The sequence below is a fragment of the Thalassomonas actiniarum genome, assembly GCF_000948975.2.
Lineage (GTDB): Bacteria > Pseudomonadota > Gammaproteobacteria > Enterobacterales > Alteromonadaceae > Thalassomonas > Thalassomonas actiniarum.
Genome location: NZ_CP059735.1, coordinates 904,139 through 927,004, shown reverse-complemented (window position 1 = coordinate 927,004; position 22,866 = coordinate 904,139). Strand labels below are relative to the sequence as shown.

Genomic DNA, 22,866 nt, shown 5'->3' with positions numbered 1-22,866 from the left:
TTTTGCGATAAAACCACCTATTTTTGTTAACGACTAGCTAAAAAACGTTCAATCCGGCTACCTTTTTTCAACCCGCACACCGGCAGACACTTTATTGCCCGGATAGCTGATCACTTGCTCACCCGCTTGCAAGCCGGAAGTAATTTCCGCAAACCTGTCATTACGCCTGCCGACCTCCACCTGCTGCAACACCACATAGCCATCCACCACTTTAAAAACCGACCATTGCTCCTCTTGCCTGAACAAGGCAGATAAAGGCACAGAAATCACATTTTCCGCCTTGTCGATGATAATGGCGGCTTCCACCCTGAAAGCATCCCCCAGGCTTTGCCATTTTGCCGCCGGGTCGGTAAAAGCTAAAATAACATTAACCCTTTGCTCTTCAACACCGAGGGCGGAAATCTTGGTGAAACCGGAAGGTTCTATCAAGCGCACCCTGGCCCTGATATCTTGCTCCCCTCCCCAGCGCTTGATCAGGGCCTCGTCGCCGGGTTTAACTTTCACCGCATTGGTGGACAGCATTTCAATGCTGACTTCCAGATCCGCCGGATTGCCTATTTCCACCAGCGGTGTCCCCACCGCGACAATACTTTCGCTCTTATGCAATATTCTCAGCACCCGGCCATCCACCGGCGAATGAATGCAAATATGACAATCGCCGCCGTTGCCTGCCTCTTCCTGCTCTTCCGGCTGTACCAGCATGGCGCGGGCCGCCGCCAGGCGTGACTCCATTACTTCCTGGTTGGATAGCGCGGTTTCCAGCTCCGCCTTAAGGGTTTTAATGCGCAATTGTGCCCGCTCTAAATGGGCTTTAGATACCGTTTGCTGGCGATAAAGCAATTCGGTACGTTTAAAATCAGAAAGTTCAAATTCCAGCTCCGCCTGCGCCTGTTTCACCCTGGCCTTAGCCAGTGACAGCGCTGCCCTCGCCCCTTCAATATCCGCTTTCGCCTGGGTTTCCCGGCGTTTATCCAAAAACTGGGGATTGGCGGGGAACATATTGGCAATAATGGTTTCGGCGGCGGTTACCCTGTCACCCGGCTCGCTCTCAATCCGGGTGATACGGCCATCTATGGGAGCATAAACGGTATAAATATCATGGATACGGGTTTTACCTTCGCCTTCTAAAGTCACCAGCAAATTACCTTTGGCGACAGTAAACATATCCACCTTCACCGGCTCGGGAATAAAAGCAAAGATCAGTAATGCCACCACCACCAGCCCCAGCAGCAATTTAATCAGATACTTCACCTGTTTGACTTTCATCTGCTATTCTCCTCCATTATTCAACCCCTTTTTGTGCGCTCACCAGATCCAGGCGATCCAGCTGATACCATACCAGGTAAAATGACACCAGGGTGCTCACCAGCACTATAGCTACCGCATAACCATAAGTAGACTTTTCCAGATAGACAGGAATGCGAAACAGCTCACTGTCCATAGAGGAAACCATGCCCTGCACCAGGCCCTGCCCTATCCATATGCCCAGCGGCAGGGAAAACAAAGTGATCACCCCAAGCTCACCAAAGAGCAGATAGGCCACTTCCCGCCGGGTTAGGCCCAACACCCGCAAACTGGCCAGCTCCCGCCCCCTTTCCGACAAGGTAATGCGGGCGGTGTTATAAATCACCCCGAAACTGATAAAACAGGCAAACAGCATGTTGGTGCTGACCATTTTTAACAGGTTTTCCGCCATCAACTCTTCAAAAATACGCCTGAGCACAGAAGTAATATTCAGACCGACAACCTTGGGGATATCTTTAATTTTTTTATACAGGAGCATGCTGTTGTTATTGTCGGTCATTAACGAGGCACCGGTGATTTTTGCCGGACTATCAAGCAAGAAATTCAGGCGGCTGATCTCCATATAAACCCCGAGGCCAATAAACTCTTTAATGATGCCGCTTACCGGAATGTGCAGGGTCTGGCGTTTTTCCTCCAGCACCTCTACCGTCAGGATATCGCCCTTTTTAACCTGGAGGATCTGTGCCAGCTTCTCATTCATGACCAAACCGGTCGGCGGCAACTCAAAACGCTGCAAATCCTCCTTGATCACCCTAAACAGCTCGGGTTTTGCCGTTAAACCTATGATCGCCGTGCGTTTTTGATAATGTTTAAACTTCAAATTCACCGCAAGACTGCGCAAAGGCTCAATGCGCAGCACCCCGGGAATGACCTTGATTTCTTCCAGCGCCCGGTAAGGCACGGCTTCGACAAAACTCAGGTTCACATCTTCCCGCTGGATCAGCTCATATTGCACATCCATCAGGTAACTCATGGAATCTTCCATAAAAAAACTGAACACCAGGATAGCCATCGCCATCGCCATACCCAGGGCGGAAAACAGCGCCCGCCAGGGGCGCCGCTCCAATTGCCTGAAAACGATCCGGCTAAGAAAAGACAAATGGCGGTGCAGCCCCAGCCGCTCAAACAGGGTCTGTTTAAACTCCGCCGGGCTTTGCACTCGCATCGCCTCCGCCGGCGGCAAACGTGCCGCGCTGCGAATCGCCATCAGGGTGCCGGCAATGGCTGCCAGGGTGCACAGCAATACGGCAAAAATCATCACCTGAAAGGAAAAGCTGTATTTAAGAATGGGGAAACGGAAAAACTCGGCATACATCTTGGTCATGCCCACTCCCATCCAGGCACCGAGCGCCAAACCTATCACAGCGCCACAGCCGGTGATCACCAGTACCATTTTTAAATAATGGAAAATGATCTCCCGGTCGCTATAGCCCACCGCCTTAAGCATGCCGATTTGCTCCCGCTGGGTCGTTACCTGGCGCGACATAACCACATAAATTAAAAACGCCGCCACGCTGAGAAAAATTACCGGCGCCATCACCCCCATCGCCTCCAGCTGCTTTAATTCATTTTCGAGAAAGAAATTGGAGATTTGCTCCCGCCTGTCAAAGGCGAGCAAACCGCCGTAGGGTTTTAGCAGCAGGTCGAGCTGCTCTTTAACCCGCTCGGTATTGGCGTTACGCTCTAAACTCAGGGACAAATCATTAAACGCCCCTTTCATATTCACCGCCGCTGCCAGCGCACGCCGCCCCATCCAGAAAATGCCAAACCTTTTATTATCAGGCATCAAGGCCCCCGGCGCTATGCTGTACACATATTCCGGCGAGAGCACCACACCGACAATTTTAAAGCTGCGGCGATGGCCATAAATCACCATAGTGACCTTATCCCCCAGGGCTAAACGGTGGGCGATAAAAAAGCTTTCATCAACGAGAATGGCATCTGCTTCATTGGCATAGAGCATACGCCCGGTGCGCAGATAGAGCCGGTTAAGCAGCGGCTGCTTGCCGTCAGGCAGCGACAGCACCATGCCGGTGGCGGGCTCTAACATATCCGGCATCTGCAGGGTCACGCCAAAACGGACCCGGCTTTGGCTCACCGAAACCCCGGGAATTTCCTGGACGCGTTGTTTAACCGCCTCGGGAGCACGTTTCAGGGACGCAAAAACATCGGCAAAACGGTAACGCTCATAATAGGTTTGCTGGGTCAGGCGCAGGCTGTCAAGCACCCCGAACATGATGACATAGACGGCAATCCCCGCCGCCATCACCAGGATGATCGCCGTCATCTGTCCCTTTATCTTCCAGATATCCCTGATCAGTTTTTGATTCAGAGCCCCTATCATCAAACTTCCTCATACTCTGGCTATTCGCCTTTTATTGAGCTTGTTAAATCGTCACCAAATCATTTCTTCCGCGCTTTTTCTGACATCATTGGTTTGTACATGGCTGACACTGCCGTCACAAAAATGCACCACCCGGTGGGCAAGATCGGCAATTGAGGCATTATGGGTAATGATGATGCAGGTGGTGCCAAACTTCTGGTTCACCTCGAGCAGGGCTTTTAACACCATAATGCCGGTTTCGCTGTCCAATGCCCCGGTGGGTTCATCACACAACAGGACTTCCGGGCGTTTGGCAATTGCCCTGGCAATGGCGACCCTTTGCTGTTCGCCTCCGGACAGCTGGGCGGGGAAATGATTGGCCCTGTCCTTTAAAGCCACCGCATCAAGGGCATCAAGCGGCGCCATGGCATTTTCGGTAATTTCCGTGACCAGGGCGACATTTTCCAGCGCGGTCAGGCTCGGCACCAGGTTATAGGCCTGAAAGACAAAACCGATATTTTCCCGGCGATAAAAGGTCAGCTCCTGTTCCGTAAAAGCGGCAAGATCGCGGCCGCGGAAATAGACATGGCCGGCACTGGGCTGATCCAGGCCGCCGATGATATTTAAAAAAGTCGATTTGCCGCTGCCGGAAGGGCCGAGCAAGACAATGACTTCCCCCGAAGGGATCGCCATGTTCACGCCGCGCAGGGCATGGATTTGGGTATCCCCCGACTGATATACCTTGGTAAGCTCCTCAATCAAAAAGCTCGTTGCCTGCTGTTCGCGTCCCAATGCCGTCTTACTGTCAGACAAACTTCCCCCCAATATTTCCGGACCATAAAAAACATCGCAGCCATCAGCTATATAATATGCTTAAGGTTTTATTTTTGCTTAAAAAGCACAAAAAACTTGGCGATTATTTAATCTACATCATTACCGGCAACCTCAGGCGGGGTCATTCCAGGCAGCACTTACCAATAAAAGTCCTTACGAAACAACATTTAATTTCCTGCTACCAACAGACACTGCTAAACACTTTCTCAGCAATCTTCTCTTACATTTGCCCTGTTTCCGTATTTCACTCGCTATTTACAATAGGTGTATTAGTGATGTATAACACTATTTAATTATAGTTCATGTTAGGAAGATAACAATGACGACACAATGGCATGCAGATACGCCCATCTACATCCAGCTATACCAACAAGTGATCACCCGCATCCTTGACGGTTATATTCTTGAAGGCGAGGCGCTGCCGTCGGTAAGGAAAGTAGCCGCCGACTACCAGGTAAATCCACTGACCATATCTAAGGCGTATCAAATGTTGCAAGACGAAGGGATCGTTGAAAAACAACGGGGCAAGGGGCTGTTTGTGAAACAAGGGGTACTGGAGTTTGTACTCAAGCGCGAACGGGAAACTTTCCTGTCACAGCAGTGGCCGGAAATTTTACAGCAAATCAGCCGCCTCAAATTATCCCCGGAGCAATTACTGGCCCTAAGTTCAGAAAAAAACACGGAGCACAACAATGACTAAATTAATCTCCCTGTCGGGATTAACTAAATCCTATAAAAACAAACAAGTCCTCTCGGATATCAATTTAACCGTGCAAGCCGGACAGATTTTAGGCCTGGTAGGCCCCAACGGCGCAGGAAAAACCACTTGCCTGCAAGCCATACTCGGCTTAATCGACTTTGACGGCCGGCTGGATGTACTCGGTTATAATCCAAAAAAACAACGCCGGGACATGCTCGAAGATGTTGCCTATATTGCCGATGTCGCCGTATTGCCTAAATGGTTAAAGGTAGAGCAGGCATTGACTTACATGGCCGGTATCCATAAAAACTTTAACCGAAAAAAAGCCGAGAGCTTTTTGGCAAAAACCAATATCGAGCACAAGGTAAAAATAAAAACCTTATCCAAGGGCATGGTAACCCAATTGCACCTCGCCCTGATACTGGCAATCGATGCCAAGGTACTGATCCTCGATGAACCGACACTGGGCCTGGACCTGCTCACCCGCCGCCAGTTTTATCGCCATTTGCTGGAAGACTTCTATCAGGAAGATAAGTGCATTATCGTCACCACCCACCAGATAGAGGAAGTTGAACATATTCTTACCGACGTCGCCTTTATCCGGGACGGAAAAATTCTGATGTCGGCAGACGTTGACGACATTCGCAGCCGATATCAATTGCTGGCGGTGCCGGATAAACACCTGGAACAGGCAAAAACCTTAAAACCCCTGTTCGCCAACCCCTTGATGGGATTGACCTCTATGTTATTCGAGCACAAGAAAAAAGATGAGTTAACGCCCCTGGGCAATATCACCACTCCCAGCCTGGCAGATATTTTTGTCGGCGTCATGAACAAGGAGGCCTGCTAATGAATACCTTACAAATAACAACCTGTTTTAAAAAAGAAATATGGGAATTTAAAAAGATCTTCCTGTACCTGCCGATATTTATTGCCCTGCTGGCATTCATTGCCCCGGCAATACAATTTCTGCTGCTGGAAGATTATCAGTTCAACAGGATCGCACAAACCTTTCAACAGGTACAGCAGGTACCAAGCCATGTCGACCCGGGCAAAATTTTCTTTGGCATAATAACCGCCTTATTCATCCCCTTTGTTGTCACCGCCGCACTCATACAAATCTATTACTTTATTACCTGCTTCTTCGATGAGCGCCGCGACTTATCGGTGTATTTCTGGCGCTCCCTGCCGGTAGCCGACAGCTTAACCGTGGCGGTTAAATTTATGACCGGCGCCTTGCTGATACCGGCCATTTTTATGCTGGCGGCAAGCCTTACCCTGGCGGTGTTTTTATTGATTGCTGCCCTGGCAAGTATAGTGATGTCGGTAGGTTACGATATTTCCCTGTGGCATTTATGGGGCAATGCAGACATCTTTACCAACCTGGGATCCCTGTGGCTGAGTTTACTGCCCTACACCTTATGGCTGTTACCGGTTTATGCCTGGTTGATGCTCGCTTCCATGGTAGCCAACAAAGCCCCTTTCCTCTGGGCGATTTTACCCCTGGTGATCATCTTGCTGGTTGAAGCTTTGGTGGTGAACTACTTTGGCTTGTCCTCGGCATTTTTCGCGCAACTGCTGGCGGATTATCTCACCCTGCCTACCGGTTTATTGGCGCAATACCTTGAACAGGGAGACAGCTTTAAGCAGGCAGGCATCAAGATACTGTTCAGTAAAATAGATTTTGCTGCCTCCCTGCTCGGAGCCGCTCTGCTCTATCTTACCTGGTGGCTAAGGGTTAACCGTCCCCACCATTAACCGCTAAGGCTTTAAAACCGGGCCGGGAACGAATACCCGGCCCGGTCAAAAGCGAACATTAAAACGTCAGCGTAAAAGTCGCGCCGCCCTTTTTATTCGTGCGCAGGGCCACATGACCGCCATGCGCTATCATGATTTGCCTGGTTAACGCCAACCCCACGCCGGAGCCTTCTTTTTTGGTGGTAAAGAAAGGTACAAAGACCTTATCATCAAGGTCACCGGCAACTCCCGGGCCATTATCACTGACTTCAATCACCACATGGCCGCGGGCATTCAGGAAAGCCGACAAAGCCACCTGCGGCTGATGAACACCTGCAAGTGCCTGCTCGGCATTTTGCAACAAATTGATCAGCATCTGCTCCGCCATATCGACATCCAGCACTAAGTCCAGTTCGGCAGGCGTGATCTTAGTCGCTAAATAAATGCCCTTTTCCTGCCACTCCCGCGTGGCCAGCAACTGCACCTGGCTAAACAGGGTCGACAACTTGATATGGCTTTTCTTGGGCTCGGGTAAGCGTGTTAATTTCCGGTAGCTGGAAACAAAGTGCATCAGACCTTCACTTCGCCGGGCAACCGTTTGTACCGCCGACAGCACATCATCAATTTCTTCGACGATTTCTTCGGTCGACTCATCCCTGCTGCCTGTACTATCGCCCTGCACCTTGGTTTTAACATCCGCCGCCAAATCTACCGCGGTTTTCGCCAGCGAAGCCACCGGGGTAATACTGTTCATGATTTCATGGGTCAACACCCTTACCAGATCTTGCCAGGCCTGCAACTGGGCGCTGTCCAACTCACTTTGAATATCCTGCATGCTCAGCAAAATTTCCCGTTGCCCGCCGCTGACAATTTCACTGGCAACTATGCTCAGCCTGTGTTCCATATCATCAATAGTGACATGAACCAGCCGCCGCTCCCCGGCGATCATTGAGGTTAACGTTTCGGGGAACTCCCCGCCGAAGCGGGCCAAATCATTTACCCGGGCGATGGCATGGGCGCCGAATAAACGCCGGGCGCTATTGTTCCACAGGGTCAGCTGCTCATTGGCCTTGATGCTGATCAGCGGCACAGGCACATGTTCTACCACGGCTTTAATGTGCCTTAATTCTTCTTCCTGTCCGGTACGGGCCAGCTGTAGCTTGTCTAAGATCCCGGTAAAAGTCGCGCCTAACTCATCAAAACCACTGCCCTGTTTTGACAATTGAAAACGTTGGGAAAAATCAGCATTACGGGCTGCAGCCAGAAAACGTACCAGCTCGGTATTGGTCTTGGAGACAAAACGGATCATTTCCATGATCTGGCCGATAAGCAGTGCCGACAGCAAGACACTGGTGGCATGGTAACCCGGCGTGGTGATCACCTGCGTGAGCATCAGCAAAGTCAGCATCAAAAACAGGATGCGGATCAGGACATACAGGGGAAACTTGTTAAAGGTCATGTTTTTCCATCCTGCGATATAAGGCAGCCCGAGTTAGCCCCAGCGCTTTAGCCGTATGACTGATATTATATCGGTACTTTTTCAGCGCCTGGCCAATGGTCTGCTTCTCTATCACTTCCAGGTTCAATTCTTGCGGCAAATCCTGCGGCGATGAGGAAAAACTTTCTGTGGCGGCTTTATCCTGCACAGCCATTTCAGCCTTTTTTACGGAAACAGGAGCAGGAGCGATTTCAGCAGCGGCTTCAAGCTGAAAATCTCCCGGCTGCAACTGCTCGCTCTGACTTAAAATCACCGCCCGCTCAATGGCATGGCGCAGTTCACGGATATTACCTGGCCAGGCATAGCTTTTTATCGCCGGCAATGCCGCTGCGCTCATGCTCTGGTTTGCCTTATGGTATTTTTTACCGTAGGTATCGATATAATGTTGCGCTATCGCCTCAATATCATCCGGGCGTTCCCTGAGCGGCGGCAAGTTGATTTCCACGGTATTTAAGCGAAACAGGAGATCCTGGCGAAACTGCTCAGGCGATTTTAATACCGCTTTATCCAGGTTGGTGGCAGAGACCACCCTGACATCAAAAGAGATCGCCTCGTTGGCGCCAAGCGGCGTCACCTGTCTTTGCTCCAATACCGTCAGCAGCTTTGCCTGTAAGTGCAGGGGCAAATTGCCGATTTCATCGAGAAACAAGGTGCCGCCATCCGCCGCTTTCAGCCGCCCGACCCTGTCATGGCCGGCGCCGGTAAAAGCGCCTTTTTTATGGCCGAACAATTCGCTCTCGAATAAGGTTTCTGAAATAGCCCCCAGATCCACCGACATAAAGATACGGTTACTACGCAGGCTGCGGTTATGAATTTCCCGTGCCGCCAGCTCTTTGCCGGTACCGTTTTCTCCCAAAATCAGTACATTGGCGTCGGTGGGCGCGCAGCGGTCGATCAATGAATGCACCTGCTGCATAACCCCCGAGTGGCCGATAATATTTTGCTGCCCCGCCTGGTTGCTTGCCTGCACCAGTGCCTGATTGGCTTCTCGTAATTCCCGGGCTTCGCTTCGGCTTCTGCCCAGCAAAACGGAAGTTGATACCGTGGCAATCACCTTTTCATTTTGCCAGGGTTTGGCAATAAAATCTGTGGCTCCTAATTTCATCGCTTCAACCGCCACATCCACGCCGCCATGGGCGGTGATCATAATAATGATGCTTTGCGGGTTGATGGTTAATATTTTTTTCAGCCAGTAAAAGCCCTGGGCACCGGAGCTCTCCCCCGGACCAAAATTCATATCCAGCAAAATAACATCGAAATGCTGATCTTTGATAAAGGCAGGAATATGCTCGGGTAAATTACAGGTACTGACATGACTGAAATGCCGTTTTAATAATAATTTTCCTGCGGTTAAAATATCTTCATCGTCATCGACAATCAGGATCCTGCCTTCTTTTTTCACCCAAACTCTCCGCTTAACTTGCTTTACCAAAGCTGTATTAGTGTTCATTAACGTACACCTAGTGTTCATAAACGTACAGTTTTAAATTAACCTTTTGAGGGGAAATTTAAAAAGCATATAAAAAACAAAAAGATAAAACTTGGTATGGATGTTGTACTTGAGTAGCTAAGACATTGCGCACCGCGAAAAATAACAGCAGCCATTTTTTATTATGATCAAGACAAATCAGCAAGTTAACCCCGGACACAGGGAAGCCCCTGTTGCCATATCAACCCCGAGTCCTGCTCCGGTTTCAGCTTCAGTATCAGGGAGCGGCATGGACAGAAAGGTGCAAACCAAAACCAGTCCGTTTAAAAGATGGGCCATCATAGCCGGTAGCCTGTTATTGCTGCTTTGGCTGATTTACGCTTTTGTCATGCCCTCGCCGGGAAAAACCCTGGCCGTAGATAACCAGCGTATTGTTATTGCCGAAGTCACTACCGGCATATTCGAAGACTTTATTCCGGTAAGGGGCCAGGTAACCCCCGCCAAAACCGTATTTTTGGATGCGATAGAAGGCGGCCGGATCGAGCGTATCCTGGTGGAAGACGGCACCCGCTTAAACGCGGGGGAGTTAATCGTTGAACTGTCCAATGCCTCGCTGCAATTAAATGTGTTAGGCAATGAAGCCCGTGTGGCGGAGCAGCTCAATAATATCCGCACCATAGAGTTAGATCTCGAGCAAAACCGCCTGCAACACAAAAGCAACCTGCTCGATATCAATTATCAGATCAAAATGCTGACCCGCCAGCAGGCAAAAGAAAAAGCCCTGCTTGAGAGCGGCGCAATACAACAGGCCCGGTACGATGATACCTCAGATACCCTTGACTGGTATAAAAGCCGCCTGGCATTAACCCGTGAAAGCCAGCAGTCTGACGCCCGGATGCAGGGGGAGCAACTGGCGTTTTTAAAAGAAACCGGCGCCCGGCTGGAGCATAACCTCGCCATTTCCCGGCAAAACCTGGAAAACATGAAGGTCAAAGCCCCGGTGGCCGGCAAGCTTTCCGGTTTTAATGTCCAGGTGGGCCAGAGCATTGCCCGGGGCGAGCGCCTGGGGCAAATCGATACCCCGGACGACTACAAGCTCACCGCCTTTATCGATGAGTTTTATCTGGGCCGGGTCGCCATCGGCCAAGAAGCCCGCTTTAAAGACTATGCCCTGGTGATAGCAAAAATTTATCCCCAGGTACAAAACGGCCAGTTTAAGGTGGACTTTACCTTTAAAGCGCAACAGCCAAACGGCATCCGCCGCGGACAAAATGTGCAAATCAAACTGACCCTGGGGGATGCCAGCAAGGCCACTTTAGTGCCCAACGGCTCTTTCTTCCAGGATACCGGCGGCAACTGGATTTTTGTGCTGACAGCAGACGGCAGTCAGGCCATTAAACGCAATATCCGCCTCGGCCGCCGCAACAGCCGCTTTATCGAAGTCATTGAAGGCCTGGATGTGGGCGAGCAGGTGGTCACCAGCTCCTATGCCAGCTACCTGGAGATGCAAAGGCTTAAACTCAGCCGGCAATGAACATATGCCGTAAAAAATCTGACAGACAATTAAAGAATCAACAGGAAAAAAACATGTTAAAACTACACAATTTATCAAGAATTTATCGCAGCGATGACGTTGAAACCCTGGCACTGAACAATGTTAATATCGAAATCGCCAAAGGCGAGTTTGTCGCCATCATGGGTCCGTCCGGCTGCGGCAAATCCACCCTGCTCAATACTATCGGCATGCTCGACTCGCCGACCTCCGGCGACTATTTCTTTGCCGGGGAAAATATTGCCGGTTATAACGAAAGCCAGCTGTCCCTCATCCGCAAAAAAAATATCGGTTTTATCTTTCAAAACTTTAACCTGATTGACGAACTCAGCGTACAGGAAAACATCGAACTGGCCCTGCTCTATCACAAGATCCCGGCGGCGGAGCGTAAGGCCCGGGTAGAGAAAGTGATGGACAAGGTCGGTATCGGCCACCGCGCCAAACATATGCCGAGCCAGCTCTCCGGCGGCCAGCAACAGCGGGTTGCCGTTGCCCGCGCCGTGGTGGGGGATCAGGCGATGATTTTAGCCGATGAACCCACAGGTAACCTCGACAGCGCCCACGGCCAGGAAGTGATGGAAATGCTGCAGGCGCTGAACAACGAAGGCACCACGATTGTCATGGTAACCCACAGTCCGGCCCATGCCGATTATGCCCGCCGCACCATCAACTTATTTGACGGCCATGTGGTGACCGAAAATGTCCGGGCGGCTTAAGCCCTCAGCGATAAGTATTTTTTAAGGACATCACTATGTTTTATAACTACCTGATCACCGCCTGGCGCAATATCATCAACAACGGCATCTTTTCCGTGATCAATATTTTCGGCCTGGCAACCGGCTTGATGAGCTGTATTTTGATCTTATTGTTCGTACGCCAGGAAACCGGCTTTGATACCTGGCTCACCGATCACCACCGCCTGGTGCGCATGCACACCGCCTATTCCATGCCCGGACAGGAACCGTTTGAAACCGTGCGCTCTGCCGGCAGCATGATGCCGGCAATACGGGATTATGCCAGCAATGAAATCGAGACCGGGGTGCGCTTTATCCAGTATCCCATGACCATACGCCACAACCAGGATGGCTTCCCCGAACAAGTCACTATGGTAGACGGCAGCTTCTTTCAATTGTTCGACCTGCCCTTTGTCCACGGCGATAAAAGCTCGTCTTTTGCCAAACCCATGGATTTGGTGATCACAGAAAAAGTTGCCATTAAGTACTTCGGTAAAACCGATGCCGTCGGCGAAACCTTAACCATCTGCTGCATCAACGACAACCCCATCAATCTGCCGGTCACCGGGATAGTAAAAGACCTGCCCGATAACACCCATCTCAATACCGGGCTGCTGGTGTATCTGCAGCCTAATTTATTCCCCGAAAACGACGGCACCCTACACACCTGGACCAGCGTAAATGTCTATACCTATTTCAAGTTAAAGCCGGGAATTAAGCCAGAGCAGTTGCAGCAAAGAATAAACTACTGGATGGACAATGAAAGCCCGTTAAAAGACATGTTTTCCAGCCGCTTGGGAGAGGAAAACGGCGGCAGCACAGTCACCGACCTGGTGCGCCAGCGGGTCATGCCGGTTGCCGATCTGCACCTGCATGCCAAACGCCACGCCGGCAACATGCCCGACCTGACCCCTATGGGAGATGCCGGTATGATCAATACCTTTATTCTGGTGGCGGGCCTGGTATTGCTGATCGCCTGTATCAACTTTATGAACTTATCCACCGCCAAAGCCGGTAAACGTGCCAAAGAAGTCGCCATGAGAAAAGTACTGGGCGCAAGCCGGAAACAGGTAGCGATACAGTTTCTGGCCGAAGCCGTTTCCCTGGTATTTATCTCGTTAATTTTTGCCGTGGCCGCGGTCGAACTGGTATTGCCGTTTTATAACCAGATCCTGGGCAAAGATCTGGCCCTGAACTTATTCGCAGAGCCCGAGCTGTTGTTATCCCTGCTGGCCATTGCCCTGGCCGTTGGCCTGGGCGCAGGCATTTACCCGGCGTTGTACCTGTCCCGCTTCCTGCCCGGCCATATTTTAAAATCCAGCAAAAGCGCAGAGCCCGCCAGCTCGGTAAAACTGCGCACCCTGCTGGTGGTATTTCAATTTGCCACTTCAATAGTGTTAGTGGTGGCCACCCTGGTGGTCTACGGACAAACTGTTTTTTCCAACAATGTCGATGTCGGTTATCAAAGTCAAAACAAGCTGGTGCTCGATACCAGCAACGCCGGTGACAACCTGGCCAGCTTAAAACAGGAATTGCTGAACCTGCCGGAAATTACCTCTGTGGTCTATTCGTCCGAGTCTCCGACACAGGACGATGAAAACAACAATTACTTCAGATTGCTAGAACAAGCCCCCGACGGCGGCACCAATGAACAGGTACTGCTCAATTACCATAATATGGGTTACGGCTTTTTTGAAGCGTACCAGGTGGCTCCCCTTGCCGGGCGCCTGTTTGACCAGGCCTATGGCTCGGATACCATCAAACGGGTAGAACATGGTGAAACGACCCCGGGTAAGGCGGGCATTATTTTAAATATGTCGGCCTTAAAAAAATTCGGCTTTACCAGCCCGGAACAGGCCATAGGCAAGACCCTGGAAAGCCGGATCCGCGGCACACAGCATTTAACCATTATCGGCGTAGTGCCGGATCTCTACTTCCGCTCCATCAAGTTCGGGATCAGGGCTACTGTATATACCCTGAATCCGGCGCGTTTCAGGGTGGCTAATTTATCTTTTACCACCCGGGATGTGCCTGCCCTCATCACTAAAATTGAACAGGTATGGAAAAAAAGCGTACCTATGCAGCCCATCAATCTGCAGTTTTTAAGTGAAATGATGGCCGCCCAATATCAGGATGAAGCCACCACAGCGCAGCTATTTCTGGTGTTCTCTTTCCTGGCCATCGCGGTTGCCTGCTTGGGCCTGTATGGCTTATCGGCATTCACGGTAGAGCGCAGAACAAGGGAAATAGGGATCAGGAAAGTCATGGGAGCCAGTGTCGCCGACATCGTACGCTTGCTGATCTGGCAGTTCTCCAAGCCGGTACTGCTGGCCAACCTTATCGCCTGGCCGCTGGCCGCTTATGCCATGATAACCTGGCTTGAAGCCTTCCCCTACCGGATAAGCAACTGGTGGATATTGCCCATTTGCCTGGCGGTCGGGATATTGTCCCTGCTGATAGCCTGGAGCACGGTGGGAGGAAATGCCGCCAGGGTTGCCCGTAAGAACCCGGTCAATTCGTTAAGGTATGAATAAGCCACGACCTTCTCTTTAACAGAACAGGGCAATATTGCCCTGTTCTACTCAAAAATTGAGCAAGTCTTTATTAAGTGCAATAATTACCAAGGCCCTACGGAAAATTTTGATAAGGACTTCAAATGACAATTAAGTACTGCCGCCCCCTGCTTTTATTCTTAATTTTCTTTATCGCTTCCTGCGCAACCCATCATGATACAGAGGTTAAAAAAGCTGGCGCCATTTCTATTTCAGGACTTATAAAGTTACCTTTACTTTATGATAGTAAAGAATATTTTATTGATGACGGGCCTTTGTTCGTTATGAATAAATCCCCGCTGGCTGCATACCGCGTTATCGATAAGCAAGAAATTGAATTCTTAGGCTCAAGCAAGTCAGTCTATGATTTCTTTATTGATGCTTACCATTCTCCAAAGGAGATAAACGAAATCTCATTCGCTGAATCTCTTGCAAACTACAACAGGAAACATACAAAAAAAGGAACCCTGGAATTTCTTATCTATGAAAAAAATCAAAAAGTTAAAATATACGTTATTGCAAAAGAACTCGATTTTGCTGTTGAAGCAACTTTAGCCGGCAATGAAAAAGCCCTTAATAGCCTGTTAACCGACACCGTACTTTCAACAGGAGCATAATGCCAATGGAACCAATCAGCCAGGAAGAAAAGCGTGATTATCAAGAAATTTTAAGTCAAATATTTGGTAGCCTGGCAAAAAAGTGGAATATTAACATCCGGGTACTCAAGCTATTAGAGGAGCTTTTACAACATAGTAAGTCATGCAGCCAATATATGGACAAAATCCCAAGGCCTTATTACTTTGGAAACACGATAAAGTGGGCAAGTAAACAGGCCAGGCAAGCTGTAGCAAGACACCTTAAAAGGGGAGATGAACATTATTTACTCTGCCTTCGAGGTGCCGGGCTTAAAATGCGTACAAAATTCCAGATGGCAGCAATGGGAATTTGAACCAATATAACGGGTATAATAACGGCTCACCAAACGGCATTTCTTTACCCGGCAGCGGCAATGGTTTGCCAGTTTATCTCCCTTAACCTGTTGGCCTTAATCTATCGGCATAGACTCGCATCGCCAGCGATAACTATTCAGCCGCCCAGCACTATACCCCTGAGCCTTAAGGTTCATTAGCCAGGTATTTAAAAACTTATTTTGCCGGTTAAGTTCGCCCAATTGTGTCTGGTATTTTTCACCGTAAACCACATCCGTTAACGCATTTTCCCCCCGTGTTAACGAATAGGCTTCAAGGATGCCGTTAACCTCATCTATCAGCACGACCATTTCCGGGGTTTTAACAATATTCCCTTGCACATCAAACAGATGCGTCATCAAACTGGCCCTGACGGATTTATGGTGAACCCCGGTATCCGGCATATCTATGTTCATGACATGCAGATCCATACAATTAGCCGCCTTAAGGGTCAGGCTGGCTTTGTTGTCGGATAGCGGCACTATGCCCAACTCCATAGCAAGCAGGTAATTATCCTGGTAAATATTTCGCGCTGGCAGGCAAAAGGCTACATTGTCCATAACATACTTCCATGATTTTGACGTGTGCATTTAATAATGCACATTGCAGGCCAATGGCGCCTATTTTTACAGGTGGCGGATTCCCGAACAAAGCAATTTTAAGGATTAGCAACCAATAAAGGTAACAAAATAAAAAGCTTGCCTCAGCAATCTTTTTTCTTAACGTTTATAGATTAATATCAGGCTTTTTTAACAAATGTCGATTTCAACATCATCGCGCCTGCACCGTCAATTTTACAACCTATAAGCCTGAATTTCTTTTAAAGTGAGCATAAAGCATCCGTCTTGGCCGATTTCAACACTCAATTGATACCCGAACAACCCGGCATAAGCCTTAATTAATGACATGCCCAAGCCGGAATGTTTTTCTGACGATCGGGACAGATCTTTGCGCCACAAACGCTGGAACATCAGCTCCAGCTCTTCCGGTTCCAGCGGGTCTTCCATGGCATTGGCAAAAGAAACGGCATAGGCGCCATTATCCTGCTGTTTAATCTCTACCCGGATATCACTGCCTTGCGGGCTATATTCAATGGCGTTGGACAAGATATTATTGAGGATCAAAGTAAACTCTGCCTGGCTGCTGTTAATGATATAAGGGCTGTTTTTATCCAAATGCAGGGGGATGTTTTTCGCTTGCCACTCGTTCCGGTAGCGGCTCCAGGCATGGTGAATTTCTTCCGCCAAGTGTAGTGGCGTGTATTTCAATTTGATCAAGCCGCGCTCGCACCTGGCCAACGCCAGCAAATTATTCACCACCTGATGCATCTGGTTGGCGGCATCCAGGGTATCCTGAAAGAAGTCTTGGGTTACCTTAGGATCATCCGGCCACCTCAGGGCAATTTCTGACATGCTGATCAGCTCCGCCAAAGGCGTCTTTAATTCATGGGCAACATTTGAAGTAAACCTTTGCTCCATCTCATAATTATCTTTCAGCCGCTGTTTTTCTTCCCGCTCCCGCAACAAGGCAAAGGCATCCCTTTGCCTTTTTAATTTTACCGTCAAAAACAGGTAGATGATAAACAGCAGCAAAAGCGTATAACCGCTATAAGCCCACCAGGTTTTCCAGGGAGCGGCAGCTATAGTGATGGCCAGCTGCGCCGGGGGTTGTGACCATACGCCATCGTTGTTGGTGCCTTTAACGTAAAAGGTATAGTCCCCCGCGGGTAAATTGGTATAAGTGGCGGAGTTTTGCTGGGCAACATAACGCCAGTTTTCATCAAAGCCCGCCAGGTAAAAAGCGTATTGGTTTTTTTCCGGTGCGGTGAAGTCCAACGCGGAAAATTGCAGGGAAAAAACATAATTTTTATGGCTCAGATAAAGCTCATCAGCGGCATAAACAGGCCTTTGCAGCACACCTTCGCCCGCGACTACCTCCTGATCAAACAGGCTTAATTTGGTGATCATTGTCCTGGGGGCATGGGGGTTTTTCGGCACCCGCTGAGGATCGATAACGTCTATGCCCGTGCTCCCGCCAAAATACAGCAGACCCCGGCTATCTTTATAGGCCGCCCCCCTGGCATACTGCTCATTTACCAGCCCGTCGCCAATATCATAATGTGAAAACCTTTCGGTGCGGAGCTGGTAGCGCATCAGGCCCTTGTTGGTACTAAGCCACAGGTCGTCAAATTCATCGACAATGATATCCATCAGGTTATTGCTGAGCAGACCGTCCCGGATGAAATATTTTGATAGCCGGCCGTTTGCCGTATCAACCAGGTTAAGCCCCAGAGCCGTCGCTATCCAGATCCGGCCATAGGCATCTTCCTTGATGGCATTGATTACATTATTGCTGATATTGAGGTTTTCATTAACTCCCGGCTCCTCTGTCCCTGTGCCCTTTACTTCATGGCTCTTTACCTCATGGTAATAGTGCACCATAGCCTGGTTTTGCCGGTCGATAAAAATCACCCCAAACTCTTCCGTGCCCAACCACAGGTTTCCCCGGCTGTCTTCGAGCAGGCAGCGCACTTCATTGCCAAATTCCGCTTTTAACCGTGTCAGGGGCGTTAAGGGAATAACCTGGCTCTTCAGGGTTAAGGTGTTCAGCTTAAAAAGGGTGTTTTCTTCAGTACCGATCCACAGCTGATTATCCCTGCCCAAGATTAATGAAGTCACCGATATATAGTCTTCAAATGGCAGTGAAACTTGGGTAAAGCTTTGCTCCTTAAGCGAATAACGCAGCAATCCCTGCCCGTCTGTTCCTAGCCAGAGTGCTCGTTCATCGCCTGCTATGGCGGTTATTTCACTCGCTCCCGGCTCACACTCCCTCAACAGGCATAAATAGTGTTGATAAGTACCTGTTGCGGCATCAAACGTCCACAGGCCCAGGTTCTCTGTTCCCACCCAAGTGATATCCTGGCTGGGTTTATAAATAGCGGTTATCGCCTGTCCCTGCCAGCGGGCCCCCGGATATCGCCCCCGGGGATCCATGGCAAACTTACTCGGATGTGCTTTATTCAGGCCCCCGCCTTCGGTGCCTACCCAGAGAATACCTGCCTTATCCTGGTACAAGGCGGATATCACGTTGGAGCTGAGGGAACCGTTCATCCCCCCCTGGTAAAAAAACCGGCTGAAAGTCCCCTTATCGGCATCAAACCGGTTCAAGCCATGCTCCGTCGCCACCCACAAAGCATTGTCCCGGGTGAGATAAAGCGCCTGGACCTCGTCATTGCTCAGGCTGTGGTTATCCTTTTCCCGATGCTGGTAGCGGGTAAAACGCCCGCTTTCCCGGTGAAAATGGTTCACCCCGCCGCCTTCCGTGCCCAGCCACAAATTTTGTTGCCCGTCTTCGACAATCGACACCACTTCATTATTAGCAAGCGACCGCTTGTTATTCGCCTGATTGCGGAAACAAAGCAGGGACTTTTGCCGGGGATCATATTTATTTAATCCGTCCACCGTCCCCATCCAGATAAAACCCAGGCTGTCGCGGAGCATGGTTTTGATTTCATTGTGGCAAAGGGTGTTTTCCGGATTTTTTACTAATGAACGATCGACAAAATAATAGCTTATCTCCCCGGTGGCTAAATCCATGATATTGAGGCCGCCGCCTTCGGTGCCGATATAAAGCAGGCCGTCCTGCTGGGTAATGGCATGTACGGTATTGCTGCTTAAATGCCGGCCATCGAGCAGCAAGCGGCCATCTTGTGAAAAAGCCTGGCTGATATGGCTAAAGCTTCCTTTGCCGATGTCAAAACGGATCAGGCCGCCGTTTTCACTGCCGATCCAGAGGATATTATCTTCCCCCAAATACATAGTCACCAGCTCGTCATCGCTGAGCCCGGGATGTTCTTTTCCCCGGCTATAGGACACTATCTCCCGGCCATCGTAGCGGTTTAACCCTGACTCTGTGGCTATCCATAAAAAGCCGTAATCATCCTGGATAATGGCATTGATATTATTGTCCGATAACCCCTGCCCCGTGGTGATGGCCGAAAAAGTTTGCCGGGCGGCATAGCCGGTAGCAACAAGCGCTAACTGGCTTGTCAGCAAAAAACCGATAATTAACAACTTTGCACTTATCCGCATACAATCAAAACCACCCCATCCTTAGTCAAAAATGAAACCTGGCTTTAATAAAGATATTTTCCTCCCCCGGGTGATTGACGGCATCTTCTATCAGGTGTGAAAACGACGGCCCCGGGCGGGCAAATTCCGACTCGCCTCCCCGGCCATACACCAGATAAATTTCCGATAAGGGGCTGATTTGATAGCGGTATCTGATTTGGGCAAAAAACTCGCTTTCAAAAAAGTCATCCGGTGCCTGGCCAAGCGGATTCAAGTCGCCATCAGGGGCGGCGGCAAACTGATCGAGGCCATAAGCCTTAATGCCCACGCCTTCCACCTTGAGCCTCAGCTCATGTTTTTCACCGAAACGTGCCGACAGGTTAAATGCCAGCGACAATTCTTCCTGGCGGTAATCGTGTAACACATTGGCCCCGTCTTCCTCTTCGCCGCCTTCATCCTCCGGCTCGTCTTCAATTTCATCCTCTTCGTCTTCTTCATAAAGGGAAATCAGCCAGCTGTCCCGTTTGCTATAGGTAAGCTCCAACTCCAGGGCAACATATTCATTCAACCGGTAGCTGGGTTCAAATTCATAGGTGGTCCAGCGCCCCTTTAAGCCGGATTTTCCCGTGGCAACCGACATATCCAGGATCAGGTCTTGGCTTTGATCTGATTTATAGCTGAGCTTAACCCCGTGGCTTGCCGGGATCCTGGCCGGGTTAAAGCCGAAGGTAATAAGATCATCTATGCCTTCTTCCCGGTATTCGAGTTCAAATTCCCATTCTTCATTGTCATGGGTGTTGATCACAAAAGTGCTCTCGGCAGACATGGGCAAATCATCATCCTGCTCGTTTTCACTATAGTCCATGGCAAATTCCAGGATAAAATCACTGATACCCCAGGCCCGGTAACCCTTGGGCCACTCATAAACCGAGTCATAAGCGATTTGGGCAATATTGACCCGCTCGACAAAGCCAAAATCATTGATATCAAGATCCCGTCCGTAACGGTACAGGGTTAGATGCTGGGACCAGAAATCATACGCCTGGTAATCTGCCGTAAACGACCAGCCGTTGTCCCGGACATCCTCCGTAAGCCCGTTTGCTGAAATATCACTGTGGAAATACACACCGGAAAGCTGCAGCTTATTATTGATTTCATAGGCAAAGTCCAGCCCCCATACCTGCGCCTTGCGAGCAACCTGCGGGGTTTTGGTCAGGTTATATAACAAGCCCAGGTTATAGTTATCATGCAGGTAGCTGATGCGGGCAGAGAGAAAGTCCCTGCCCCGGATATTCCGGCTGTCATCTTCCGATGCCGCCAAAATGCCGTATTCGAACATATCGCCGAACTGGGTATAACGCGCGGCAACATCTATGTCGGTGGCGCCGTTTTCCTGGCCGAACGCTTGCCCGCCGACCCTGCGGGTATTCACCAGAATTAAATTCTCCGGTCCGCGGACATCAAACATGGCATGGTTTTCAAGAAAAAAAGGCCGCTTCTCCTCAAGGTAGGTTTCAATCGCAGAGAAGTTCACCACGATTTCATCCGACTCCACCTGGCCAAAATCAGGATTCAGGGACAATGCCAACTGCTTGTCGGGGGAAGGACGCCAGAAAAAATCGGCCCCGAGTTCCGCATCACTTTGGTGCGCCAATAAATCCCGGTTCATGGAGACATAGGGAAAAATATCCAGCGAAGAATAATCTTCAGTGCTCACTTCGATGGCGGCAAAATTATCGAGAAACCGGGTTTGCGAACTGTCGATGGCGGGAAAAGCCAGCCGCCGGGTTAAGCTTTGCTGCCAGCGGGAAAAATACACTTTAATTTCCCGGGTATCTTTGGGGGAAACGTCCATGGAAAGGCTGGTCCAGGGAATGAAAATTTCCGACTGCCAGCTGTGCTCCCCGCTATAGGAGGCATGAAACCATTCCCCGTTCCAGTCGGTTGACTCTTGGGTTTCCCTGCTCCAGATGGAGTCCTGAGCGGCATTTTCCCGGCTGACTTTAAAACCGTAGGCCCTGATGCCTTTGCCGTTAAAGTCGATGATCACCTCGTTAAAGTCATCGCTGATATCTTCGTCGTACAAGGTTAACCGCCCCACCCGGGTTAAATTTTCCTGCTCGTTGATAAACCCTATATAAACCCCGGCTTCGTCGGTATAAAACAGCGCCGTGGTTTTTTCTTTCGCTTCGACCAAGGTCAGGGGCTGGGTGATAAAAAATTGCCCGAACAGCCCGGCTTGCTGCCACAGTGCTTCGTCAAGGCGGCCGTCAGGAATAAATTTTCCCTCCCGGGCACAGGCAAGCCCCACAGGTAAAAGCATGAGCAACAGCATACACAACCGTGAAAATTGCTTAACATCAGACATTTTCATCGCTCTCCTTTATCAGGATGGCATTTCTTACTATCTGGCTTTACCATAGTTAAACCCCTTATTGCTCTATGCCAGAAACCTCCGGCACTAAGCTTTTTCAATCAGGTAACCAAAGCCACGCCGGGTTTTAATCACGGCATCACCACAGGCCTGCCTCAGCTTGCGCCTGAGCGCCGACACATGTGCCTCTATGGCATTGCGGGTCACGGTGGCAAAATTATCGTACAGGTAGTTTTCCAGGCTGGCATAGGTAATGATCCGGCCGCGGTTCGCTGCCAGGTGTTCAAAAATCGTGTATTCATGCGGCGTCAGCTTGATCAGCTCGTCTTTAAACATCACCTGGCGCAGGGCGACATCTATCACCAGGCCGGCAATTTCTATGGTGGCCAGCTCGATATGATGGGCCCGGCGCAGCAGGCAGTTGATCCGGGCATGAAGTTCATCAAAGGCAAAGGGTTTGCACAGGTAATCGTCGGCGCCTATTTCCAGACCCTTGACCCTGTCCTGGAGCTCGTCTTTGGCGGACAGGATCAATACCGCCGTATTTTTCTTTTTCGCACGCAGGGTTTTTAAAATGCTGAGGCCATCCAGAGAGGGCAACATCAGATCCAAAATAATTAAGTCGTAATCCTGATATAACGCCAGCTCCAGACCTTTACTGCCGTCGCCGGTGGCGGCTACGGTAAAATCAAGCCGGGTCAGCCCCAGCTCTAAGCTTTTCCTCAATCTTTCCGAATCTTCAATGATCAGTAACTTCATAAATGCCAACACCTTTATCAGATACTTAACC

18 protein-coding genes are annotated in these 22,866 nt (G+C 49.9%); 8 read left to right on the top strand and 10 right to left on the bottom strand.

Going from position 1 to position 22,866, the window contains the following annotated elements:
* Positions 1-57 precede the first annotated feature (57 nt).
* The 3 genes from SG35_RS04015 to SG35_RS04005 are packed head-to-tail and all read right to left on the bottom strand — an operon-like array spanning position 58 to position 4,441.
* Positions 58-1,266, bottom strand: coding sequence for an efflux RND transporter periplasmic adaptor subunit (locus tag SG35_RS04015; RefSeq protein ID WP_044831918.1), 1,209 nt, complete (start codon positions 1,264-1,266; stop codon positions 58-60).
* Positions 1,267-1,282: 16 nt separating this feature from the next.
* Complete coding sequence (locus tag SG35_RS04010; protein ID WP_053042906.1) at positions 1,283-3,649, bottom strand: ABC transporter permease; 2,367 nt, start codon at positions 3,647-3,649, stop codon at positions 1,283-1,285.
* Positions 3,650-3,700: 51 nt separating this feature from the next.
* The gene (locus SG35_RS04005) at positions 3,701-4,441 is read right to left on the bottom strand and encodes an ABC transporter ATP-binding protein (RefSeq protein WP_236702549.1); all 741 of its coding nucleotides are present in this window, start codon (positions 4,439-4,441) and stop codon (positions 3,701-3,703) included.
* 340 nt (positions 4,442-4,781) lie between these two features.
* On the opposite strand from SG35_RS04005, the gene SG35_RS04000 reads away from it, so the two are divergent.
* The 3 genes from SG35_RS04000 to SG35_RS03990 are packed head-to-tail and all read left to right on the top strand — an operon-like array spanning position 4,782 to position 6,920.
* Positions 4,782-5,162, top strand: a complete 381-nt coding sequence (locus SG35_RS04000) for a GntR family transcriptional regulator (protein ID WP_044831919.1) — start codon at positions 4,782-4,784, stop codon at positions 5,160-5,162.
* Positions 5,155-6,012: an ABC transporter ATP-binding protein gene (locus SG35_RS03995; RefSeq protein ID WP_044831920.1), complete on the top strand. Its 858-nt coding sequence runs from the start codon at positions 5,155-5,157 to the stop codon at positions 6,010-6,012. The genes SG35_RS04000 and SG35_RS03995 overlap by 8 nt, the downstream gene beginning before the upstream one ends.
* Entirely contained in the window at positions 6,012-6,920 is a 909-nt protein-coding gene (locus tag SG35_RS03990) for a hypothetical protein (protein WP_044831921.1), read from the top strand. The genes SG35_RS03995 and SG35_RS03990 overlap by 1 nt, the downstream gene beginning before the upstream one ends.
* A 58-nt stretch (positions 6,921-6,978) precedes the next feature.
* On the opposite strand, the gene SG35_RS03985 is transcribed toward SG35_RS03990, so the two are convergent.
* Positions 6,979-8,358: a sensor histidine kinase gene (locus tag SG35_RS03985; RefSeq protein WP_044831922.1), complete on the bottom strand. Its 1,380-nt coding sequence runs from the start codon at positions 8,356-8,358 to the stop codon at positions 6,979-6,981.
* The gene (locus tag SG35_RS03980) at positions 8,348-9,799 is read right to left on the bottom strand and encodes a sigma-54-dependent transcriptional regulator (RefSeq protein ID WP_201777772.1); all 1,452 of its coding nucleotides are present in this window, start codon (positions 9,797-9,799) and stop codon (positions 8,348-8,350) included. The genes SG35_RS03985 and SG35_RS03980 overlap by 11 nt, the downstream gene beginning before the upstream one ends.
* Before the next feature lie 316 nt (positions 9,800-10,115).
* On the opposite strand from SG35_RS03980, the gene SG35_RS03975 reads away from it, so the two are divergent.
* From SG35_RS03975 to SG35_RS03955, 5 genes are all read left to right on the top strand, one after another.
* Positions 10,116-11,360, top strand: a complete 1,245-nt coding sequence (locus SG35_RS03975; RefSeq protein ID WP_053042907.1) for an efflux RND transporter periplasmic adaptor subunit — start codon at positions 10,116-10,118, stop codon at positions 11,358-11,360.
* A gap of 53 nt (positions 11,361-11,413) precedes the next feature.
* Positions 11,414-12,094: an ABC transporter ATP-binding protein gene (locus SG35_RS03970; RefSeq protein WP_044831978.1), complete on the top strand. Its 681-nt coding sequence runs from the start codon at positions 11,414-11,416 to the stop codon at positions 12,092-12,094.
* A gap of 35 nt (positions 12,095-12,129) precedes the next feature.
* Positions 12,130-14,646 (top strand): ABC transporter permease, encoded by a 2,517-nt coding sequence (locus tag SG35_RS03965; protein ID WP_044831924.1) that lies wholly within the window; start codon positions 12,130-12,132, stop codon positions 14,644-14,646.
* 122 nt (positions 14,647-14,768) lie between these two features.
* Positions 14,769-15,281: a hypothetical protein gene (locus SG35_RS03960; protein ID WP_044831925.1), complete on the top strand. Its 513-nt coding sequence runs from the start codon at positions 14,769-14,771 to the stop codon at positions 15,279-15,281.
* A gap of 5 nt (positions 15,282-15,286) precedes the next feature.
* Positions 15,287-15,613, top strand: a complete 327-nt coding sequence (locus SG35_RS03955) for a hypothetical protein (RefSeq protein ID WP_152646542.1) — start codon at positions 15,287-15,289, stop codon at positions 15,611-15,613.
* 96 nt (positions 15,614-15,709) lie between these two features.
* Here SG35_RS03955 and SG35_RS03950 read toward each other — a convergent pair whose 3' ends face one another.
* The 5 genes from SG35_RS03950 to SG35_RS03935 form a co-directional block, all read right to left on the bottom strand.
* Entirely contained in the window at positions 15,710-16,192 is a 483-nt protein-coding gene (locus SG35_RS03950; RefSeq protein WP_044831927.1) for a DUF6908 domain-containing protein, read from the bottom strand.
* A 179-nt stretch (positions 16,193-16,371) separates the two neighbouring features.
* Complete coding sequence (locus SG35_RS32065; protein WP_420794559.1) at positions 16,372-16,425, bottom strand: hypothetical protein; 54 nt, start codon at positions 16,423-16,425, stop codon at positions 16,372-16,374.
* Between the two features lies 1 nt (position 16,426).
* The gene (locus SG35_RS03945) at positions 16,427-19,723 is read right to left on the bottom strand and encodes a sensor histidine kinase (RefSeq protein ID WP_044831928.1); all 3,297 of its coding nucleotides are present in this window, start codon (positions 19,721-19,723) and stop codon (positions 16,427-16,429) included.
* A gap of 25 nt (positions 19,724-19,748) precedes the next feature.
* Entirely contained in the window at positions 19,749-22,070 is a 2,322-nt protein-coding gene (locus SG35_RS03940) for a DUF5916 domain-containing protein (protein ID WP_274055323.1), read from the bottom strand.
* 93 nt (positions 22,071-22,163) lie between these two features.
* Entirely contained in the window at positions 22,164-22,835 is a 672-nt protein-coding gene (locus SG35_RS03935; RefSeq protein ID WP_044831930.1) for a response regulator transcription factor, read from the bottom strand.
* Between the last annotated feature and the right edge of the window lie 31 nt (positions 22,836-22,866).